This is a genomic window from Cellulomonas sp. T2.31MG-18, assembly GCF_964266755.1.
Lineage (GTDB): Bacteria > Actinomycetota > Actinomycetes > Actinomycetales > Cellulomonadaceae > Cellulomonas.
The window spans coordinates 1-14,372 of record NZ_CAXWGW010000003.1 but is presented as its reverse complement, the minus strand read 5'-3'; the positions used below and the strand labels follow the sequence as shown (position 1 = coordinate 14,372).

Annotated in this window: 12 protein-coding genes and 1 rRNA gene; all 13 read right to left on the bottom strand. The window is 74.2% G+C overall.

The annotated features are described in order from the left end of the window. Positions 1–45 precede the first annotated feature (45 nt). Positions 46–663: an NUDIX domain-containing protein gene (locus ACFQTY_RS12205; protein WP_378100772.1), complete on the bottom strand. Its 618-nt coding sequence runs from the start codon at positions 661–663 to the stop codon at positions 46–48. Beyond that, complete coding sequence (locus ACFQTY_RS12200; RefSeq protein ID WP_378101775.1) at positions 660–2,321, bottom strand: CTP synthase; 1,662 nt, start codon at positions 2,319–2,321, stop codon at positions 660–662. The genes ACFQTY_RS12205 and ACFQTY_RS12200 overlap by 4 nt, the downstream gene beginning before the upstream one ends. A gap of 85 nt (positions 2,322–2,406) precedes the next feature. After that, positions 2,407–4,032, bottom strand: coding sequence for a murein biosynthesis integral membrane protein MurJ (gene murJ / locus ACFQTY_RS12195; protein WP_378100770.1), 1,626 nt, complete (start codon positions 4,030–4,032; stop codon positions 2,407–2,409). A gap of 5 nt (positions 4,033–4,037) precedes the next feature. Continuing rightward, positions 4,038–4,895: a hypothetical protein gene (locus ACFQTY_RS12190; RefSeq protein ID WP_378100768.1), complete on the bottom strand. Its 858-nt coding sequence runs from the start codon at positions 4,893–4,895 to the stop codon at positions 4,038–4,040. Beyond that, entirely contained in the window at positions 4,892–5,884 is a 993-nt protein-coding gene (locus ACFQTY_RS12185) for a copper transporter (RefSeq protein WP_378100766.1), read from the bottom strand. Before ACFQTY_RS12185 ends, ACFQTY_RS12190 begins: the two co-directional genes overlap by 4 nt. A 49-nt stretch (positions 5,885–5,933) precedes the next feature. Further along, complete coding sequence (steA, locus tag ACFQTY_RS12180) at positions 5,934–7,121, bottom strand: putative cytokinetic ring protein SteA (RefSeq protein ID WP_378100764.1); 1,188 nt, start codon at positions 7,119–7,121, stop codon at positions 5,934–5,936. 6 nt (positions 7,122–7,127) lie between these two features. After that, on the bottom strand, positions 7,128–8,864 hold the full coding sequence (gene recN, locus ACFQTY_RS12175) for a DNA repair protein RecN (protein WP_378100762.1): 1,737 nt from the start codon (positions 8,862–8,864) through the stop codon (positions 7,128–7,130). Continuing rightward, positions 8,861–9,814 (bottom strand): NAD kinase, encoded by a 954-nt coding sequence (locus ACFQTY_RS12170; protein ID WP_378100760.1) that lies wholly within the window; start codon positions 9,812–9,814, stop codon positions 8,861–8,863. Before ACFQTY_RS12170 ends, recN begins: the two co-directional genes overlap by 4 nt. Further along, on the bottom strand, positions 9,811–10,623 hold the full coding sequence (locus tag ACFQTY_RS12165) for a TlyA family RNA methyltransferase (protein WP_378100758.1): 813 nt from the start codon (positions 10,621–10,623) through the stop codon (positions 9,811–9,813). The genes ACFQTY_RS12170 and ACFQTY_RS12165 overlap by 4 nt, the downstream gene beginning before the upstream one ends. An 8-nt stretch (positions 10,624–10,631) precedes the next feature. Then, positions 10,632–10,793, bottom strand: coding sequence for a hypothetical protein (locus ACFQTY_RS12160; protein ID WP_378100756.1), 162 nt, complete (start codon positions 10,791–10,793; stop codon positions 10,632–10,634). Between the two features lie 104 nt (positions 10,794–10,897). Then, complete coding sequence (locus ACFQTY_RS12155) at positions 10,898–11,908, bottom strand: HAD-IIA family hydrolase (RefSeq protein WP_378100754.1); 1,011 nt, start codon at positions 11,906–11,908, stop codon at positions 10,898–10,900. Then, positions 11,905–12,630 (bottom strand): hypothetical protein, encoded by a 726-nt coding sequence (locus tag ACFQTY_RS12150; RefSeq protein ID WP_378100752.1) that lies wholly within the window; start codon positions 12,628–12,630, stop codon positions 11,905–11,907. The genes ACFQTY_RS12155 and ACFQTY_RS12150 overlap by 4 nt, the downstream gene beginning before the upstream one ends. Positions 12,631–14,197: 1,567 nt before the next feature. After that, positions 14,198–14,314: ribosomal RNA gene (gene rrf, locus ACFQTY_RS12145) — 5S ribosomal RNA — on the bottom strand. Positions 14,315–14,372: the final 58 nt, after the last annotated feature.

Genomic DNA, 14,372 nt, shown 5'->3' with positions numbered 1-14,372 from the left:
CACCGTCCCGCCGCGAGGCTCAGGCGCCCGACGGCGGTGACCTCGTTACGCCGTGACGGCCTCGAGCGTGGACCAACCCGCAGCGCGGGCGGCCGCCGCCGCGAGGATCCCCACCACGGCCGTCGGGTTGTGCAGCCGTCCGCCGAGCACCGAGGCGACCGCCTCGTCGAGCGGCAGCCAGGACGCGACCATCGTCGCCTCCTCGTCGATGCGCTCGTAGCGGTCGCCGTGCGGCACCGGCGAGAGGTCCCGCGCCAGGTAGACCGTGATCGACTCGTCGGAGCTGCCCGGTGAGGTGAAGAAGTCGACCAGCCGCCACCACGAGCCCGCCCGCAGGTCGGCCTCCTCGGCGAGCTCGCGCGCTGCCGCAGCGACCGGGTCCTCCCCCTCGACGTCCAGCAGCCCGGCCGGCGGCTCCCACAGCTCCCGACGGACCGGGTGCCGGTACTGGGACAGCAGCAGCACCCGGTCGTCGTCGTCCAGCGCGATCACACCGACCGCACCGGGGTGCGCCGTGTACTCGCGCAGCACAGGCTCGCCACCCAGGTCGACGTGGTCGGCGACCACGTCGAACACCGTCCCGTCGTGCAGCACGCGGTGCTGCACGACGGGACGGCTCGCGACCGTGTCGGTCGGCTCCGGGGTGGCGGGCCGGGTGGTCATGCGGAGCGCCGCTTCAGCGCCGCACCGACGAGGCCGGCGAACAGCGGGTGCGCCCGCGTCGGGCGCGACTTGAACTCCGGGTGCGCCTGCGTCGCCACGAAGTACGGGTGCTCCTCGCGCGGCAGCTCGACGAACTCCACCAGCGACGTGTCCGGCGACACGCCGGAGATCACCAGGCCGGCCTCCTCGAGCTTGTCGCGGTAGGCGTTGTTCACCTCGTACCGGTGGCGGTGCCGCTCGGACACCTTGTCGGCGCCGTACAGCTCCGCGACCAGCGAGCCCGGCGTCAGCACGGCCTCGTAGGCGCCGAGCCGCATGGTCCCGCCCAGGTCGCCCTCGCCGCCGACGATCGCCAGCTGCTCCGCCATCGTCGCGATCACGGCGTGCGGCGTGTCCGGGTCGAACTCCGAGGACGATGCCCCGTCCAGCCCCAGCACGTTCCGGGAGTACTCGATCACCATGCACTGCAGGCCGAGGCACAGGCCCAGCGTCGGGACCTTGTTCTCGCGGGCCCAGCGCAGCGCGCCGACCTTGCCCTCGATGCCGCGAACCCCGAAACCGCCGGGGATCACCACACCGTCCACGCCCTCGAGCGCGGCCGCCGCACCGTCCAGCGTCTGGCAGTCGTCGGAGGTGACCCAGCGGATCTTCACCCGGGCGTCGTGGTGGAACCCACCGGCACGCAGCGCCTCCGTGACGGACAGGTAGGCGTCCGGCAGGTCGATGTACTTGCCGACGAGCGCGATCTCGACCTGGTGCGCGGGGCGGTGCACGCGCTGGAGCAGCGCGTCCCAGCCGCTCCAGTCGACGTCCCGGAAGGGCAGCGCGAGGCGCTGCACCACGTACGCGTCGAGGCCCTCGGAGTGCAGCACGCGCGGGATCTCGTAGATGCTCGGCGCGTCGGCGGCGGTCACCACGCCCTCGACGTCGACGTCGCACATCAGCGCGATCTTGCGCTTCGTGGACTCCGGCACCTCCCGGTCGGCGCGCAGCACGATGGCGTCCGGCTGGATGCCGATGCTCCGCAGGGCGGCGACCGAGTGCTGGGTCGGCTTGGTCTTCAGCTCGCCCGACGGGCCGATGTACGGCACCAGCGACACGTGCAGGAAGAAGACGTTCGCGCGGCCGACGTCGTGGCGCACCTGGCGCGCCGCCTCGAGGAACGGCAGCGACTCGATGTCGCCGACGGTGCCGCCGATCTCGGTGATGATCACGTCGACGTCGTCACCGGCCTGCGCGCGCATCCGGGACTTGATCTCGTCGGTGATGTGCGGGATCACCTGGACGGTGTCGCCGAGGTACTCCCCGCGCCGCTCGCGGGCGATCACCGTCGAGTAGATCTGGCCGGTGGTCACGTTGGCCGAGCCGACCAGGTTCACGTCGAGGAACCGCTCGTAGTGGCCGACGTCGAGGTCGGTCTCCGCACCGTCGTCCGTGACGAACACCTCACCGTGCTGGAACGGGTTCATGGTGCCCGGGTCCACGTTGAGGTAGGGGTCGAGCTTCTGCATGGTGACCCGCAGACCGCGCGAGCGCAGGAGGCGCCCGAGGCTGCTGGCCGTCAGGCCCTTGCCCAGAGAAGAGGCGACGCCTCCGGTGACGAAGATGTGCCGGGTCAGAGAATCCGACCGCCCGGAGAGTCGGTGCGCGCGATCCATCACGGGCTTCCACCCTACCGGACCGTTCGACCGGCCCGACGCCGCGGCACGCCCCGCGGCGTCGTCGGGCGGTCCCTAGCACCGGTCAGCTCCGGGCCGGCTCGTGCTCCGCTCGCAGCATCCCGTGCACGGTCTCGCGGTCCAGGCCCAGGACCGCCCCGACCACCACGAGCAGCGCGACGAGCCCGGCTCCGGCCGCCGCCCCGAGCGCGGTCCACGCGCCGGTGCCGGCGACGTGCGACACCGCATCCGCCACCCACCGACCCGCGACGGCTGCCACCGCACCGGCACCGCCAAGGACGAGCAGCGTGCGGGTCAGTCCGTCGAGCGCCACCGGACCCGCCGCCCGCCGCAGCGCCACGAGCGTCGCGCCGCCCCCGGCCGTCATCCCGGCCGTCGTGGCGAGGCCGAGCGCGGTCAGCACGGCGGCACGGTCGGGTCCGTGCGACGTCAGCGCGACGACGGCCACCACCGCGACGACCGCCACCGTGCCCCAGCCGACGGCGGCGCTCACGACGGCCGAACGCGCCCGCTCGAGGGCGTACAGCGTCCGGGACACGTGGAACATCGCCGCGAATCCGACCACCCCCGGGAGCATCCACGTGAGCAGGGCCGTCATGTCGGGCTGCACGGACGGGCTGTGCGACAGCGCCGCGAACACCCGGGCCACCGCCGGTGCGGCCGCCAGCAGGGCCGCGGCTCCGGCCGCCGCGGCGGCCAGCACGGCGCGGGTGGTGAGCGCGGACAGCCGTGCGAACCCGTCCTGGTCCGAAGCGGCGACCTGCGCGGCGACCCGCGGGAAGGTCGACGTGGCCAAGGGCACGACGAGGATCGCGTAGGGCAGCAGGTACACCTGCTGCCCGTACACGAACGTCGTGTACGAGCCTGCCGTGCCGCGGGTGACGGCGAGCTGCAGCACCACCAGCACCGAGAGCTGCTGGGCGGCGACGGCCGCGACACCCGCGAACGCCAACGACCTGAACCGGCGTGCCACGCCCGGGGGGAACCGCAGCGTCGGACGGATGGTGACCCCGAGCCGACGTACCGGGACGAGCATCGGGAAGCACATGGACGCCACGCCCGCCGTGGTCCCCCAGGCCAGCACCTGCAGGGCGGCGCCGGGGACGGCGGCCGGGTCGTCCCGCTGGCCGTGCGCCAGCAACCCGTACCCCAGGAACGTCGCGACGACCACCAGGGACGACATCACGGGCGCGAAGGCCGGCCAGAAGAACCGCCGGTGCGCCTGCAGCACCGCGTACAGCAGCACCGTCAACCCGTACATCGGCACCTGCACCGCGAACACGACGACGAAGAAGCGCAGGACCTCGACCGCCCCCGCACCGCGGTCGCCGGCGAGGAGCCGAGCCACCGGACCGGACACGGCCGCCAGCAGCAGCCCGAGCGGGGTGAGGACGAGCAGGGTCCAGCCGAGCGCGGCACCGACGATCCGGTCCACCTCCGCCACGTCGCGGCGCAGCACCGGCCCTGCCAGCAACGGCACGAGCGCACCGGCGAGGGCTCCGCCGGCTGCCACCTCGAACAGCACGTTCGGCAGCACGTTCGCGGAGTTGTAGGCGTCGGCCACCCCACCCATCCCGACGGTGCCCGCGCCGACCAGGTAGCGGACGAAGCCCAGCACGCGGGACAGCGCGGTGACCACGGCGATCATCGCCGCGGCGCCCGCGAGCCCGCCTAGCAGCCGGCGGCGCACGGGACTCACCCCCGGCCTGGCCGGCGACGCCGGCCCCAGGCGTCGACGGCCGCGAGCGCCGGCGTCCGCTCGATCACGGCAGTGAAGCTGACCCGTTCGCTCGCCACCGTGAGGGCACCGACGGTCACCAGCCACGCGATGCGGACGCCGCGCGGAGCGCTCTGCGCGATGGCCGTGCCGAGGGCCGCCCCGAGCGCGTTCGCACCGCAGTCCCCGAGCATGTCGGTCTCGGCCAGATCGGGCTCAGAAGCCGCCACGGCGGCGCCGAGCACCGCGCTCGCCGGCACCGCACCGGGTCCCCCGGCCAGCGCCACGGGTCCGGCGACGGCGGCGGCGGCCTTCAGCGCGCGACCCGGGCGCAGGTCGAGCAGGTTCACCAGGTTCGCCGTCCCGGCGATGATCGTGGCGTCCACCAGCACGTCGGCGGTACGCCGTCCGCGGGGGCCCACGCGTGGGAGCAGCGCTGCCGCCACCACCGCCGAGGCGCCGATCCCCAAGACCTTCAGGCCCCCGGTGGTCAGCCGGCCCCGCGCCAGCGCGCCCAGGTGCCCGCGCAGCCCCTTGGTCGGCTCCGTACCGGTTTCACCCATGTCGTCGAGCAGCCCGAAGCCGCCGGCGCCCAGCACGGCCACCGCCGCCGCAAACCCTCCCTGAGCGGTCGTCGCCCCGCTCAGCGCTCCCGTCAGCACACCGACGGTCACGGCGGGTCCCTCGAGCAGGCTGACCGGCTCGCCGGCGTGGTTCCGGCGCGTCCACCGGGCCGGCCCGCCGGGGGGCTGCCAGTCCAGCGCACCGCGGACCACCGAGGTGGTCGCGGCCGCCGCGAGACCGGTGAGGGTGCGGCGAAGCGGCCCGACGCTCACCCGGCGGTCCGGGCGCCGGCAGTCGTCGGCACCGCCGTGCGCGCCGGCATCGGCGACAGTCCGCTGCCGAAGCCGTAGTGACCGTTGGTCCCCGCGATGCGCGCCGCGAGGGCGAGCGGCACGGTGACCTGGCCGGTGATCGTGTCCGCGCCGGAGACCGTGGTCACCGCACCGTTGAGCGACTTGTCGGCCAGCACGGCCGACACCAGCGAACCCGCCGCGACCGACCCGTCCACCAGCACGGCGCCGTGCGAGAACGACTGTGCCGCGCCGACCACCGCGAGCGCCGAGCTCGTCGCGTCCTGCGCCGGGGTCGGTGCCGGGGTCGCCGCGCTCGTCGTCGCGACCGGGACGGCCAGCACCACGATGGCGTCGGCCGGCGCCGTGACGGGGTTGGCGAGCGTGATCAGCGGTGTCTGACCCGAGGACAGCAGCTGCAGCAGCACCGTGGAGTCCTGCGTCAGGGTGTCGGGCTTGCCGGACTCGGCGCGAACCAGCCCCTGCACCAGCGCCTGCGCCAGCTGCGCCTGCACGCCCGCCCCCTGGTCGGGGGCCGGGTTGAGGTAGCCGAGGAGGTAGCCGACCAGGCCCTGCCGGAAGCTGCGCTGGTCCGTCGACGACCACGCGTCCGTCAAGGTCACGTGGGCGCTGACCGTGGCGCCGGCCTGCGTGAGCCGGGCGTCGACGGCGGTGCGCTCGTCCTGCGGGACGGCGCCGAGCGCGACGACCGCGACGCGCCGGTCCTTCAGGGTCCCCTGCACCAGCTGCCCGCTCGCCGCGTCGAGGTAGGCATCGCTGTTCTTCAGCTGGCCCGCCGTGTCGTCGAGCTGGCTGCGCAGCTGCGCCTTCTCGGTGCGGAGCTGCTGCACCTGGCCCGTGAGGGTGTCGCCCAGCGTCTGCTTCAACGGGCCGGCGCCGAGCGCGATGCCCACGGCGAGCGCGAGGAAGACGGAGATCAGGGAGACGAGGTGGTACCGGAAGTCGATCACTGGACGCGCTCTCGGTCGAGGTCGGGACGGGCAGCAGGCGGGTCGGACGTCACGGCAGGCCCCCGAAAAGCCCGCGTACCCACGAGACGACGTCGTCGAACCGCGCACCGAGCAGCCCGTACAGCGCCTGGCCGCCGACGGTCGACGCGAGCGCGACGCCCAGCGCGAACAGTCCTGCGGCGATCAGCAGCACCAGCTGGAGGTTGGAGATGCCGTGCCGGTACAGCTGCGACACCCCCTTGGCGTCCACCAGCTTGCCGCCCACCCGGAGGCGGGTCAGGAACGTGCTTGCCATGCCGGAACGGCCCTTGTCCAGGAACTCCACCAGCGTGGCGTGCGTGCCGAGCGCCACGATCAGCTCCGCGCCCTTGTCGTCCGCGAGCAGCATCGCCACGTCCTCGCTGGTCCCCGTCGCCGGGAACACCACGTACGGGATGCCGAGCGCCTCGACGCGCGCCAGGCCGGGTGCCCGCCCGTCGCGATAGGCGTGCACCACCACCTCGGCACCGCACCGCAGGGCCCGGTCGGAGACGGAGTCCATGTCGCCGACGATCAGGTCGGGCCGCGCACCGGCCTCGAGGATCGCGTCCGCACCACCGTCCACCCCGATCAGCACGGGGTGGAACTCCCGGATGTACGGGCGTAGCGCGACGAGGTCCTCCTTGTAGTGGTAGCCCCGCACGACGACGAGTACCTGACGGCCCTCGATGGGCGTGCGGACGTCCGGCACGCCGACGCCGTCGAGCAGCAGCTCGCGTTCCCGCCGCAGGTAGTCCATCGTGTTGGCGGCGAACGACTCGAGCTGTACCGAGAGGCCCGCACGCGCCGCCTCCATCGAGGCAGCGACGGACTCCACCGTCTGCAGCTCCCCCTCGGCGATCAGGCGGTCCTGGTCGAACACGGCGCCGTCCGCGACCCGGATCACCCGTCCGTCGGACACCGACATGACATCAGGGCCGAGGTCGTCGATGAGCGGGACCCCTGCCGCCACCAGGATCTCGGGACCCAGGTTCGGGTACCGGCCGGAGGTGGAGCGCGCGGCGTTCAGGACCGCCGCGGGACGGCAGGCGACCAGGGCCTCCGCCGCCACGCGGTCGAGGTCGAGGTGGTCGATGACCGCGACGTCACCAGGTCGGAGACGCTTCGTCAGGGCCTTCGTGCGGCGGTCGACCCGTGCCGGGCCCACGACCTCGTCGGCGCCGGCCGTATGACCGTGCCTGCGCAGGGAGAGTTTCATCGCGGTTCATCGTCCCACGCCCGACTGCGCCAGGAGCTCCGCCGCGTGCGCGCGAGCCGCCTCGGAATCCTCCTGACCAGCCAGCATGCGTGCCAGCTCTCGGACCCGGTCCTCGCCCGCGACCGATCGGACGTCCGACTCCGTGACCACGTCGTGCCCGCCCGCCGTGGACTTCGTCACCACGAGATGCGTGTCGGCGAACGCGGCGACCTGCGCCAGGTGGGTGACGACGAGCACCTGCGCCGACCGGGCGAGCTGCGCCAGGCGTCGTCCGACCTCGACTGCCGCCTTGCCGCCCACGCCGGCGTCCACCTCGTCGAACACGAAGGTGCCCGGCATCTGCGCCCGAGCGCCGCCCGACGTCGCCAAGGACACCTCGATCGCGAGCATCACGCGGGACAGCTCGCCGCCGGACGCCCCCTTGCCGAGCGGTCGCGCCGGGGCGCCGGCGTGCGGTACCAGCAGCAGCTCCACCCGGTCCGCGCCGTGCACCGAGGGCTCGTCCGCGTCCTCGACCGCCACCTCGAGGCGCGCGCCCGCCATGGCGAGACCGGCGAGCTCGGCCGTGACGCTCTCTGCCAGCCTGGTCGCGGCCGCGCGCCGGGCCGCGCCGATCTCGCCCGCCAGAGCCTCGACCTCGGCGTCGAGCTCGGTGCGGCGCGTCAGCAGCGCCTCGATCCGGCCGCCGTCGTCCTCGAGCTCCAGCAGCCGCAGACCGGCCTGCCGGGCCCAAGCCAGCACACCCGCGACATCGCCGCCGTGGCTCCGTGTCAGGGTGGCCAGCTCGGCACGCCGAGACTGCACGGCCTCGAGCCGCGCCGGGTCCGCCTGCAGGTCCTGCAGATACCCGGCGAGGTCCGTCGCGACATCCGCAAGCAGGTACCCCGCCTCGGCAACCCGTGTCGCCAGGGCCGCCAGCGTCGGGTCGTGCGCGCCCGCCTGGTCCAGCAGGCGCCGCGCGGCGTCCACGAGGAGCGTCGCTGCCGGGGCCTCGCCGGCCTCGTCCTCACCGGCGAGCGCGCCGTGCGCCGCGCTCGCGGCGGACCGCAGGTCCTCGGCGTGGGTCAGGCGCTCCGCCTCGTCGGCCAGCGCGACGTCCTCCTCGGGCTGCGGGTCGATGCGCTCCACCTCGGCGAGTCCGAGGCGCAGGAGCTCCGCCTCGCGCGAGCGGTCCTGCGCCCGCTCGACGAGCTCGGTCAGCTCGGCGTCCACCTGGGCGCGGGTCGTCCATGCCACCCGGTAGGCCGCCAGGCGATCCCGGTGCTCCGGCCCGACGAACTCGTCGAGCGCCTCCCGCTGGGCCGCCGGCGTCCGCAGGCGCAGCTGGTCCGCCTGCCCGTGCACCGTCACCAGCGCGTCCGTGATCTCTGCCAGGACCCCCTGAGGGACGGACCGACCGCCGAGGTGGGCGCGGGACCGGCCCACGCTGTCCGGCCCGGCGGCCGTCACGGTCCGCAGCAGCACCAGCGAGCCGTCGTCGTCCAGCTCCGCGCCCGCGTCGGTCGCACGCGCGATCGCGTCCGGGTGGCCGTCGAGGTGCACCCGTCCCTCGACGGCGGCCGCCGTCGCGCCGACGCGCACGGTCGCGGGGTCCGCCTTGCCTCCCAGCAGCAGCGAGAGTGCGGTCAGCACCATCGTCTTGCCGGCGCCGGTCTCGCCGGTCAGTACCGTCAGGCCCGGCCCCAGGGCCATCTGGGCCTGCCCGATGACACCGAGGTCGCTGATCCGGATCTCTTCGATCACGGCACGTCCTCCGCGGGCGCCTCAGTCTGCTGCGCGGGCCTGGCCGGCCGGGCACCTACCTCGCCGGGCGCGACGGGTCGACCCCTGCGCGGCCGCACGACGGCGGAGTGGCCGCGCCAGCCCTGGACCGACAGGCCGAACTTGTTCACGAGCCGGGTGGTGAACGGCGCCGGCGTCAGGCGGGCCATCCGCACCGGCACGTCGCTCAGCCACACCTCCAGCCGGGACCCGGGGGGTGCGTCGAGCCTGCGTCGTCCGTCGTTCGTCAGCACCGCCCCCGAGGGTGACCGTTCGAGGATCTCCACCGCGACGACGCTGTGCGGACCGATCACCAAGGGCCGAGCGAAGAGGGCGTGCGCCGCCAACGGGACGACGATCAGGCCCTCGACGTCCGGCCACACCACCGGGCCGCCTCCGGAGAAGGCGTGCGCGGTCGAGCCGGTCGCGGTCGCGACGACGATGCCGTCCGTGCCGAACGAGGCGAGCGGTCGGTCGTCGACCTCCGTGATCACCTCGATCATCTTGGCCGCCTCGGTCTTCTGCAGCGCGGCGTCGTTCAGCGCCCACCCGGTGCGCTCCTCGCCGTTCGGGCCGATGACCCGCACCTCGAGCGTGCTGCGCTCCTCGACGACGAAGTCGCCGCTCGTCAGCCTCCGGACGGCCGCGGTGACGTTGTCCGGCTCGATCTCCGCCAGGAAGCCGACATGGCCGAGGTTGACGCCGAGCATCGGCACACCGGTCCCGCGGGTGAGCTCCGCGGCCCGCAGGATCGTGCCGTCGCCCCCGAGCACCACGGCGAGGTCGAAGGTGGGCAGGTCCGCTGCCGTCGCGTCCTCCTCGGCCGTGACCGGCTCCACGCCGGCGCGCTCGAGCTCCCGCACCACGACCAGCGTCGCGGCCACGGCCTCCGGCCGGCCGCGGTGGGTGACGACCAGTGCACGACGTGTCATGCGTCCTCCTCCAGCACGACCGAGTCGACGCGGCCGACGGGCATCGGCTCGACCCGTCCAGCGGCACCCGGTGCGACGAGCCGCATCAGGTACTCGACGTTGCCGCTCGGCCCCGGCAGCACGCTCCGGAGCAGGTCCACAGGGGTCAGGTCCGCCGCGTCGGCCGCCTCGAGCACACCGAGCACCGCGTCCCTGCGGAGCGCCGGGCTGCGCACCACACCGCCGGAGCCGAGCCGCTCGCGCCCCACCTCGAACTGCGGCTTGACGAGCAGCACGAGGTCGGCGCCCGGTGCCGCGACGGCCGAGAGCGGCGGCACGACCAGGCGCAGCGAGATGAACGAGAGGTCCGCGACGACCAGCTCCGGCGGCGGTTGCACGTCTCCGGCAACCAGGTCACGGACGTTGACGCCCTCGCGCACGTCGACGCGCGGGTCGGAACGCAGCTCCGGACGCAGCTGCCCGTGCCCGACGTCCACGGCGACGACCGATGCGGCGCCCCGTCGCAGCAGCACGTCCGTGAAACCGCCCGTGCTCGCACCGGCGTCCAGGCAGCGGCGTCCCGCGACCGCGACACCCTGCGACTGCCACACGTCGAGCGCACCGGCGAGCTTGTGGCCCGCACGGGACGCGTACCCCGGGTCCTGGGCGTCGGGCTCCACGACGAGCACGCGCTCGGGCTCGACCGCCGCGGAGGCACGCACCACGCGAGACCCGTCCAACCGCACCCGGCCGGCCGCGATGAGCTGTCCGGCATCGCCGCGCGACCGCGCGAGCCCGCGACGCACCAGCTCGACGTCGACCCGTGCCACGACGGTGCTCAGCGGTCCGACTCGGCGAGCCGGTCCTGGAGCGCGGCGTGCACGGCCTCGAAGGCAGAGACGTGGGCCCGCAACGGGGCGTCCGAGAGCTCAGCCAGTGCGCCCAACGCCTCGTCGACGCCGTCGTCGCCCGTGCCCTCGCCCTGCAGGGACTCGGTCACCCGCCATCCTTCCGATCGCGCCTGCCGTCGCTGCGGCCCTCGTCCACGCTACCGGCTGCAGCGGCACCCCACCCTCCACCACGCACAGGGTCGGACCGCACGCCTCAGACCGACGGCAGATCGGGGACGCTCGACGGCTCGACGGGCAGGCCGGCGTCCGCTGCCGCCCATGCCGCGGCGCACGCCGCTCGCACCAGGTCGACCGCGTCTCCGCCCGGTCTCAGCTCCAGCCGGCCACCGGCCACCCGTGCCGCGGCTTCGCGGCACACCCACCACTCGTCGTTCGGCACCGGCACCGGGTGCGGCTGCAGCAGCGCACGCAGATCCGCGCCGATGTAGTGCGGCCGCTGACCCGGCACGGCGAGAACGTCGTCGCGGGCCGTGCTCACGCCCGTGAGCACGTGCAGCCCCGGGAGGTCACCCGCACGCGCACCTGCGAGATCCGTGTCCAGCCGGTCACCCACGACCAGCGTCCGCACCCCGCCTGCACGCGCGATCGCCAGCTGGTACATCGTGGGCTCCGGCTTGCCCGCACTGTCCGGCGTCACGCCGGTCGCGGACGTCACGGCAAGCACGAGAGAGCCGTTCCCGGGAGCGAACCCCCGTGCGGTCGGCAGACTGAGGTCGCGGTTCGAGGCGACGTACCAGGCGCCGTCCGCGACGGCGTAGGCAGCCTCCGCCAGCTGCGGCCAGCCGATGTCCGGGCTGAAGCCCTGCGCGACGGCGTCGGGGTGCTCGTCGGCCGACGACACCACCTCGAACCCCTGGGCCCGCACGGCGTCCCTGAGTGCGTCGGCACCGACCACCAGCACCTTCGCCCCGCCGGCGAGGCGAGTGGCGAGCAGCTGCGCGGCTGCCTGTGCCGCGGTCATCACATCGGGACCCGACGTCGGGATGCCGAGCTCCGTCAGCTGCTCCGCGACCACGTCCGGCGAGCGCGAGGCGTTGTTCGTGACGAACAGCGTCCGCATCCCTCGTTCCCGCGCCTCGACGAGGCTCTCGGACGCCCACGGAACGCGCTCGTGCCCGCGGTACGCGACGCCGTCGAGGTCGACCAGGGCCAGGTCGAAGAGCTCGGCCAGCGGGCGGTCGGCTGCGAGCAGGCCTCCGCTCACGCCTCGTGCCCCGGACCGTCGACGTCGGCCGCTGGCGGCGGGCCGTCTCCCTCCGGGGCGTCGACCTGCTCGCCTTCGACGGTGTCGTCGAGCAGGTCGTAGACCACGACGTCGTCCTCCTCGTCGAGGTCCCCGGCCGCCTCGGCCAGCTCCTCGGCCGAGTAGGGGGCGAGCTCGCGCTCCGCCTCGTCGTGCCTGCCGCACGCGTCGAGGGCCGTCGCCCGCGCCTGTGCCGCGCGTGCCGCGAGCACGCCCGTCGCGGCACGCACCTGCGGAGTGCCGAGGGCCGCCAGCGCCGCCTCCGGCTCGTCGAGGTCGAGCCGCGCACCACTGACCACCATCGCCAGCTCGACCATCGCCTCGGCGGAGAGCTCCGCGACCTGCGGATCCTGCGCCACGACCAGCGCGCGCTCGGGACGGCCGAGCCCACGCTCGCAGTCCGCCATCACGGGGAGGTGCTCCGGTGACCCGTTCAGGCGGCGCACGGTGCGGAGCTCACGGAGCGCCTCGCCATACCGGCCGGTGCGGTACGCCGCCAGACCCGCCGCCTCGCGCACCACGTCGACCCGCCCGCCCCGCCGCACGGCGGCCTGCGCGTGCTCGTACGCCAGCTCGGGATCGGACTGGAGCAGCCTGCCCACCATCACCAGGTGGCGGCCGACGCGTTCGGCGCTGTCCTTGCTCAGGGTGCGCAGCCGCCCTCGCACGTCCCTGTCGAGCATGCTGAAGGTGACGTCCTCGGCGACCTCCGGGTCGTGGGCGCGCGGCGGAGCGTCCGTGCCAGGACCGGCCTCCCTGACCGTCGCGGGGCGTCGCGCGTCATCACGCCGTGGACGGTCCTGCGCCCGGTCAGCTCGCGGTGCACCACGTCGCGGACCCGTCGACGAGCCCGTGGCGGGTCGATCGGTTCGACCCTCACGCCGGGGACCGGTCGAGGTGCGTGCCGCACGAGCGTCGTCACGAGAGCCGCCGACCCTCCGGTCGTCGGCGGACCAGGGACGCGCCGATGAGCCGGCTCGCGGTCCGGACGTGACGCCTCTGCCGGCTCCTCGCGGAGACTCCTCACGTGGGCGACCCGTAGCCTGGCTTCCGGCGAACCGATCGCCCGGTCCGTCGACGCTCCTCCGCGTGAAGGGCCGATCGCCCGCGCGCCGCCCTTCCCCGCCGTCACGGCCGCCCGACCGATACCCGGACGAACGATCGGCCGAGCCCGCGCTCGACGGCGCTCCGTCGACCGGACGACCCTCACGGCCACCGGGTCGCTGCGGTCCGTGGGGAGCCTCAGCGCTCCGGCCACCAGCCTCCCCACGGGACCGACCGGCGGTGCCGAACGGCGCCCCTGACCCAGCTCGGGCCGGACGAGTTCCCCACAGGTCACCGCCAGAGGCCGCGCCGCCCTCCTCCTGGAACGAACGCCCCTCCGAACCACCCGGGCCCCAGGCACGCCGCTGCTCAGGACGACGAGGACCGTCGAAGGCCGGACGGGAGGCTCCAGCCCGCGTCCCGCCCGACTGCCGAGCCCCACCGGCAGCGCGCGGCGACGCACCGCGATAGCCCCGCTCGTCCGCACCCGGCGCACGACCGCCGGATCCGCCGCCGGCACCCCTCTCGCGGGCGCCCTCCGCGGCTCGGGCCGCCGGTGCACCACCAGTGCTGGAACGACCGGAGCTGCTGCCCCATCCCGTCGACCGACCACCGGAACGCATCGCCCCGCCAGCCGCCCCGGCCGCCCGGCCCGCGCGCCCCTCGGCAGAATCGCGACGGTCCTCGGCGCTCCCCGTGCCTCCGCGGAATGACCGCTCGGTGCCACCGGTGCGCGGGCCTCGCGAGCCGCCCCACGACGATCGTGGAGAACCACCGCCGAAACCGGCCGACGACCCACCCGCCCGGCCGCCCGACGAACCACCGGACGCCCCGTCTCGGCCCCGTCCACCTCGGGACGCACCACGGTCCCGCTCGTTGCCGCTACGGCTGTCGCTGTTCATCAGGTCCTACCTCCACGATTCAAAGGGACATCATCCCATCCCGTTGAGCTGCAGACACGCGCCCGACAAGCAGTAGCCCAGACGCGAAGCAGCGGACATCTCGAACCGGGTCGTGACCACCGGAGGACACCGGCCGACCACAAGGGCCGCGGAAGCCATGCCCGCGTAGGCCTGCACGTAGACCAACCCGCAAATCGAATGGATGTGGCCCTGCCCGGACGGCTCGGCGTACCGTGGCCGAGCCAGGTTCGTGGGTGAACGCAGAAAGGCCCACCCGGTTGGGGGTGGGCCTTTCTGGAATGGTGTTCGGCGGCGTCCTACTCTCCCACATCCTGGCGGGTGCAGTACCATCGGCGCTGAAGGGCTTAGCTTCCGGGTTCGGAATGGGACCGGGCGTTTCCCCTTCGCTATGGCCGCCGTAACGGTATCGAGTTGTCAAACGGGTTCCCGTTCGTTGCTCGGGAACCGCACAGTGGACG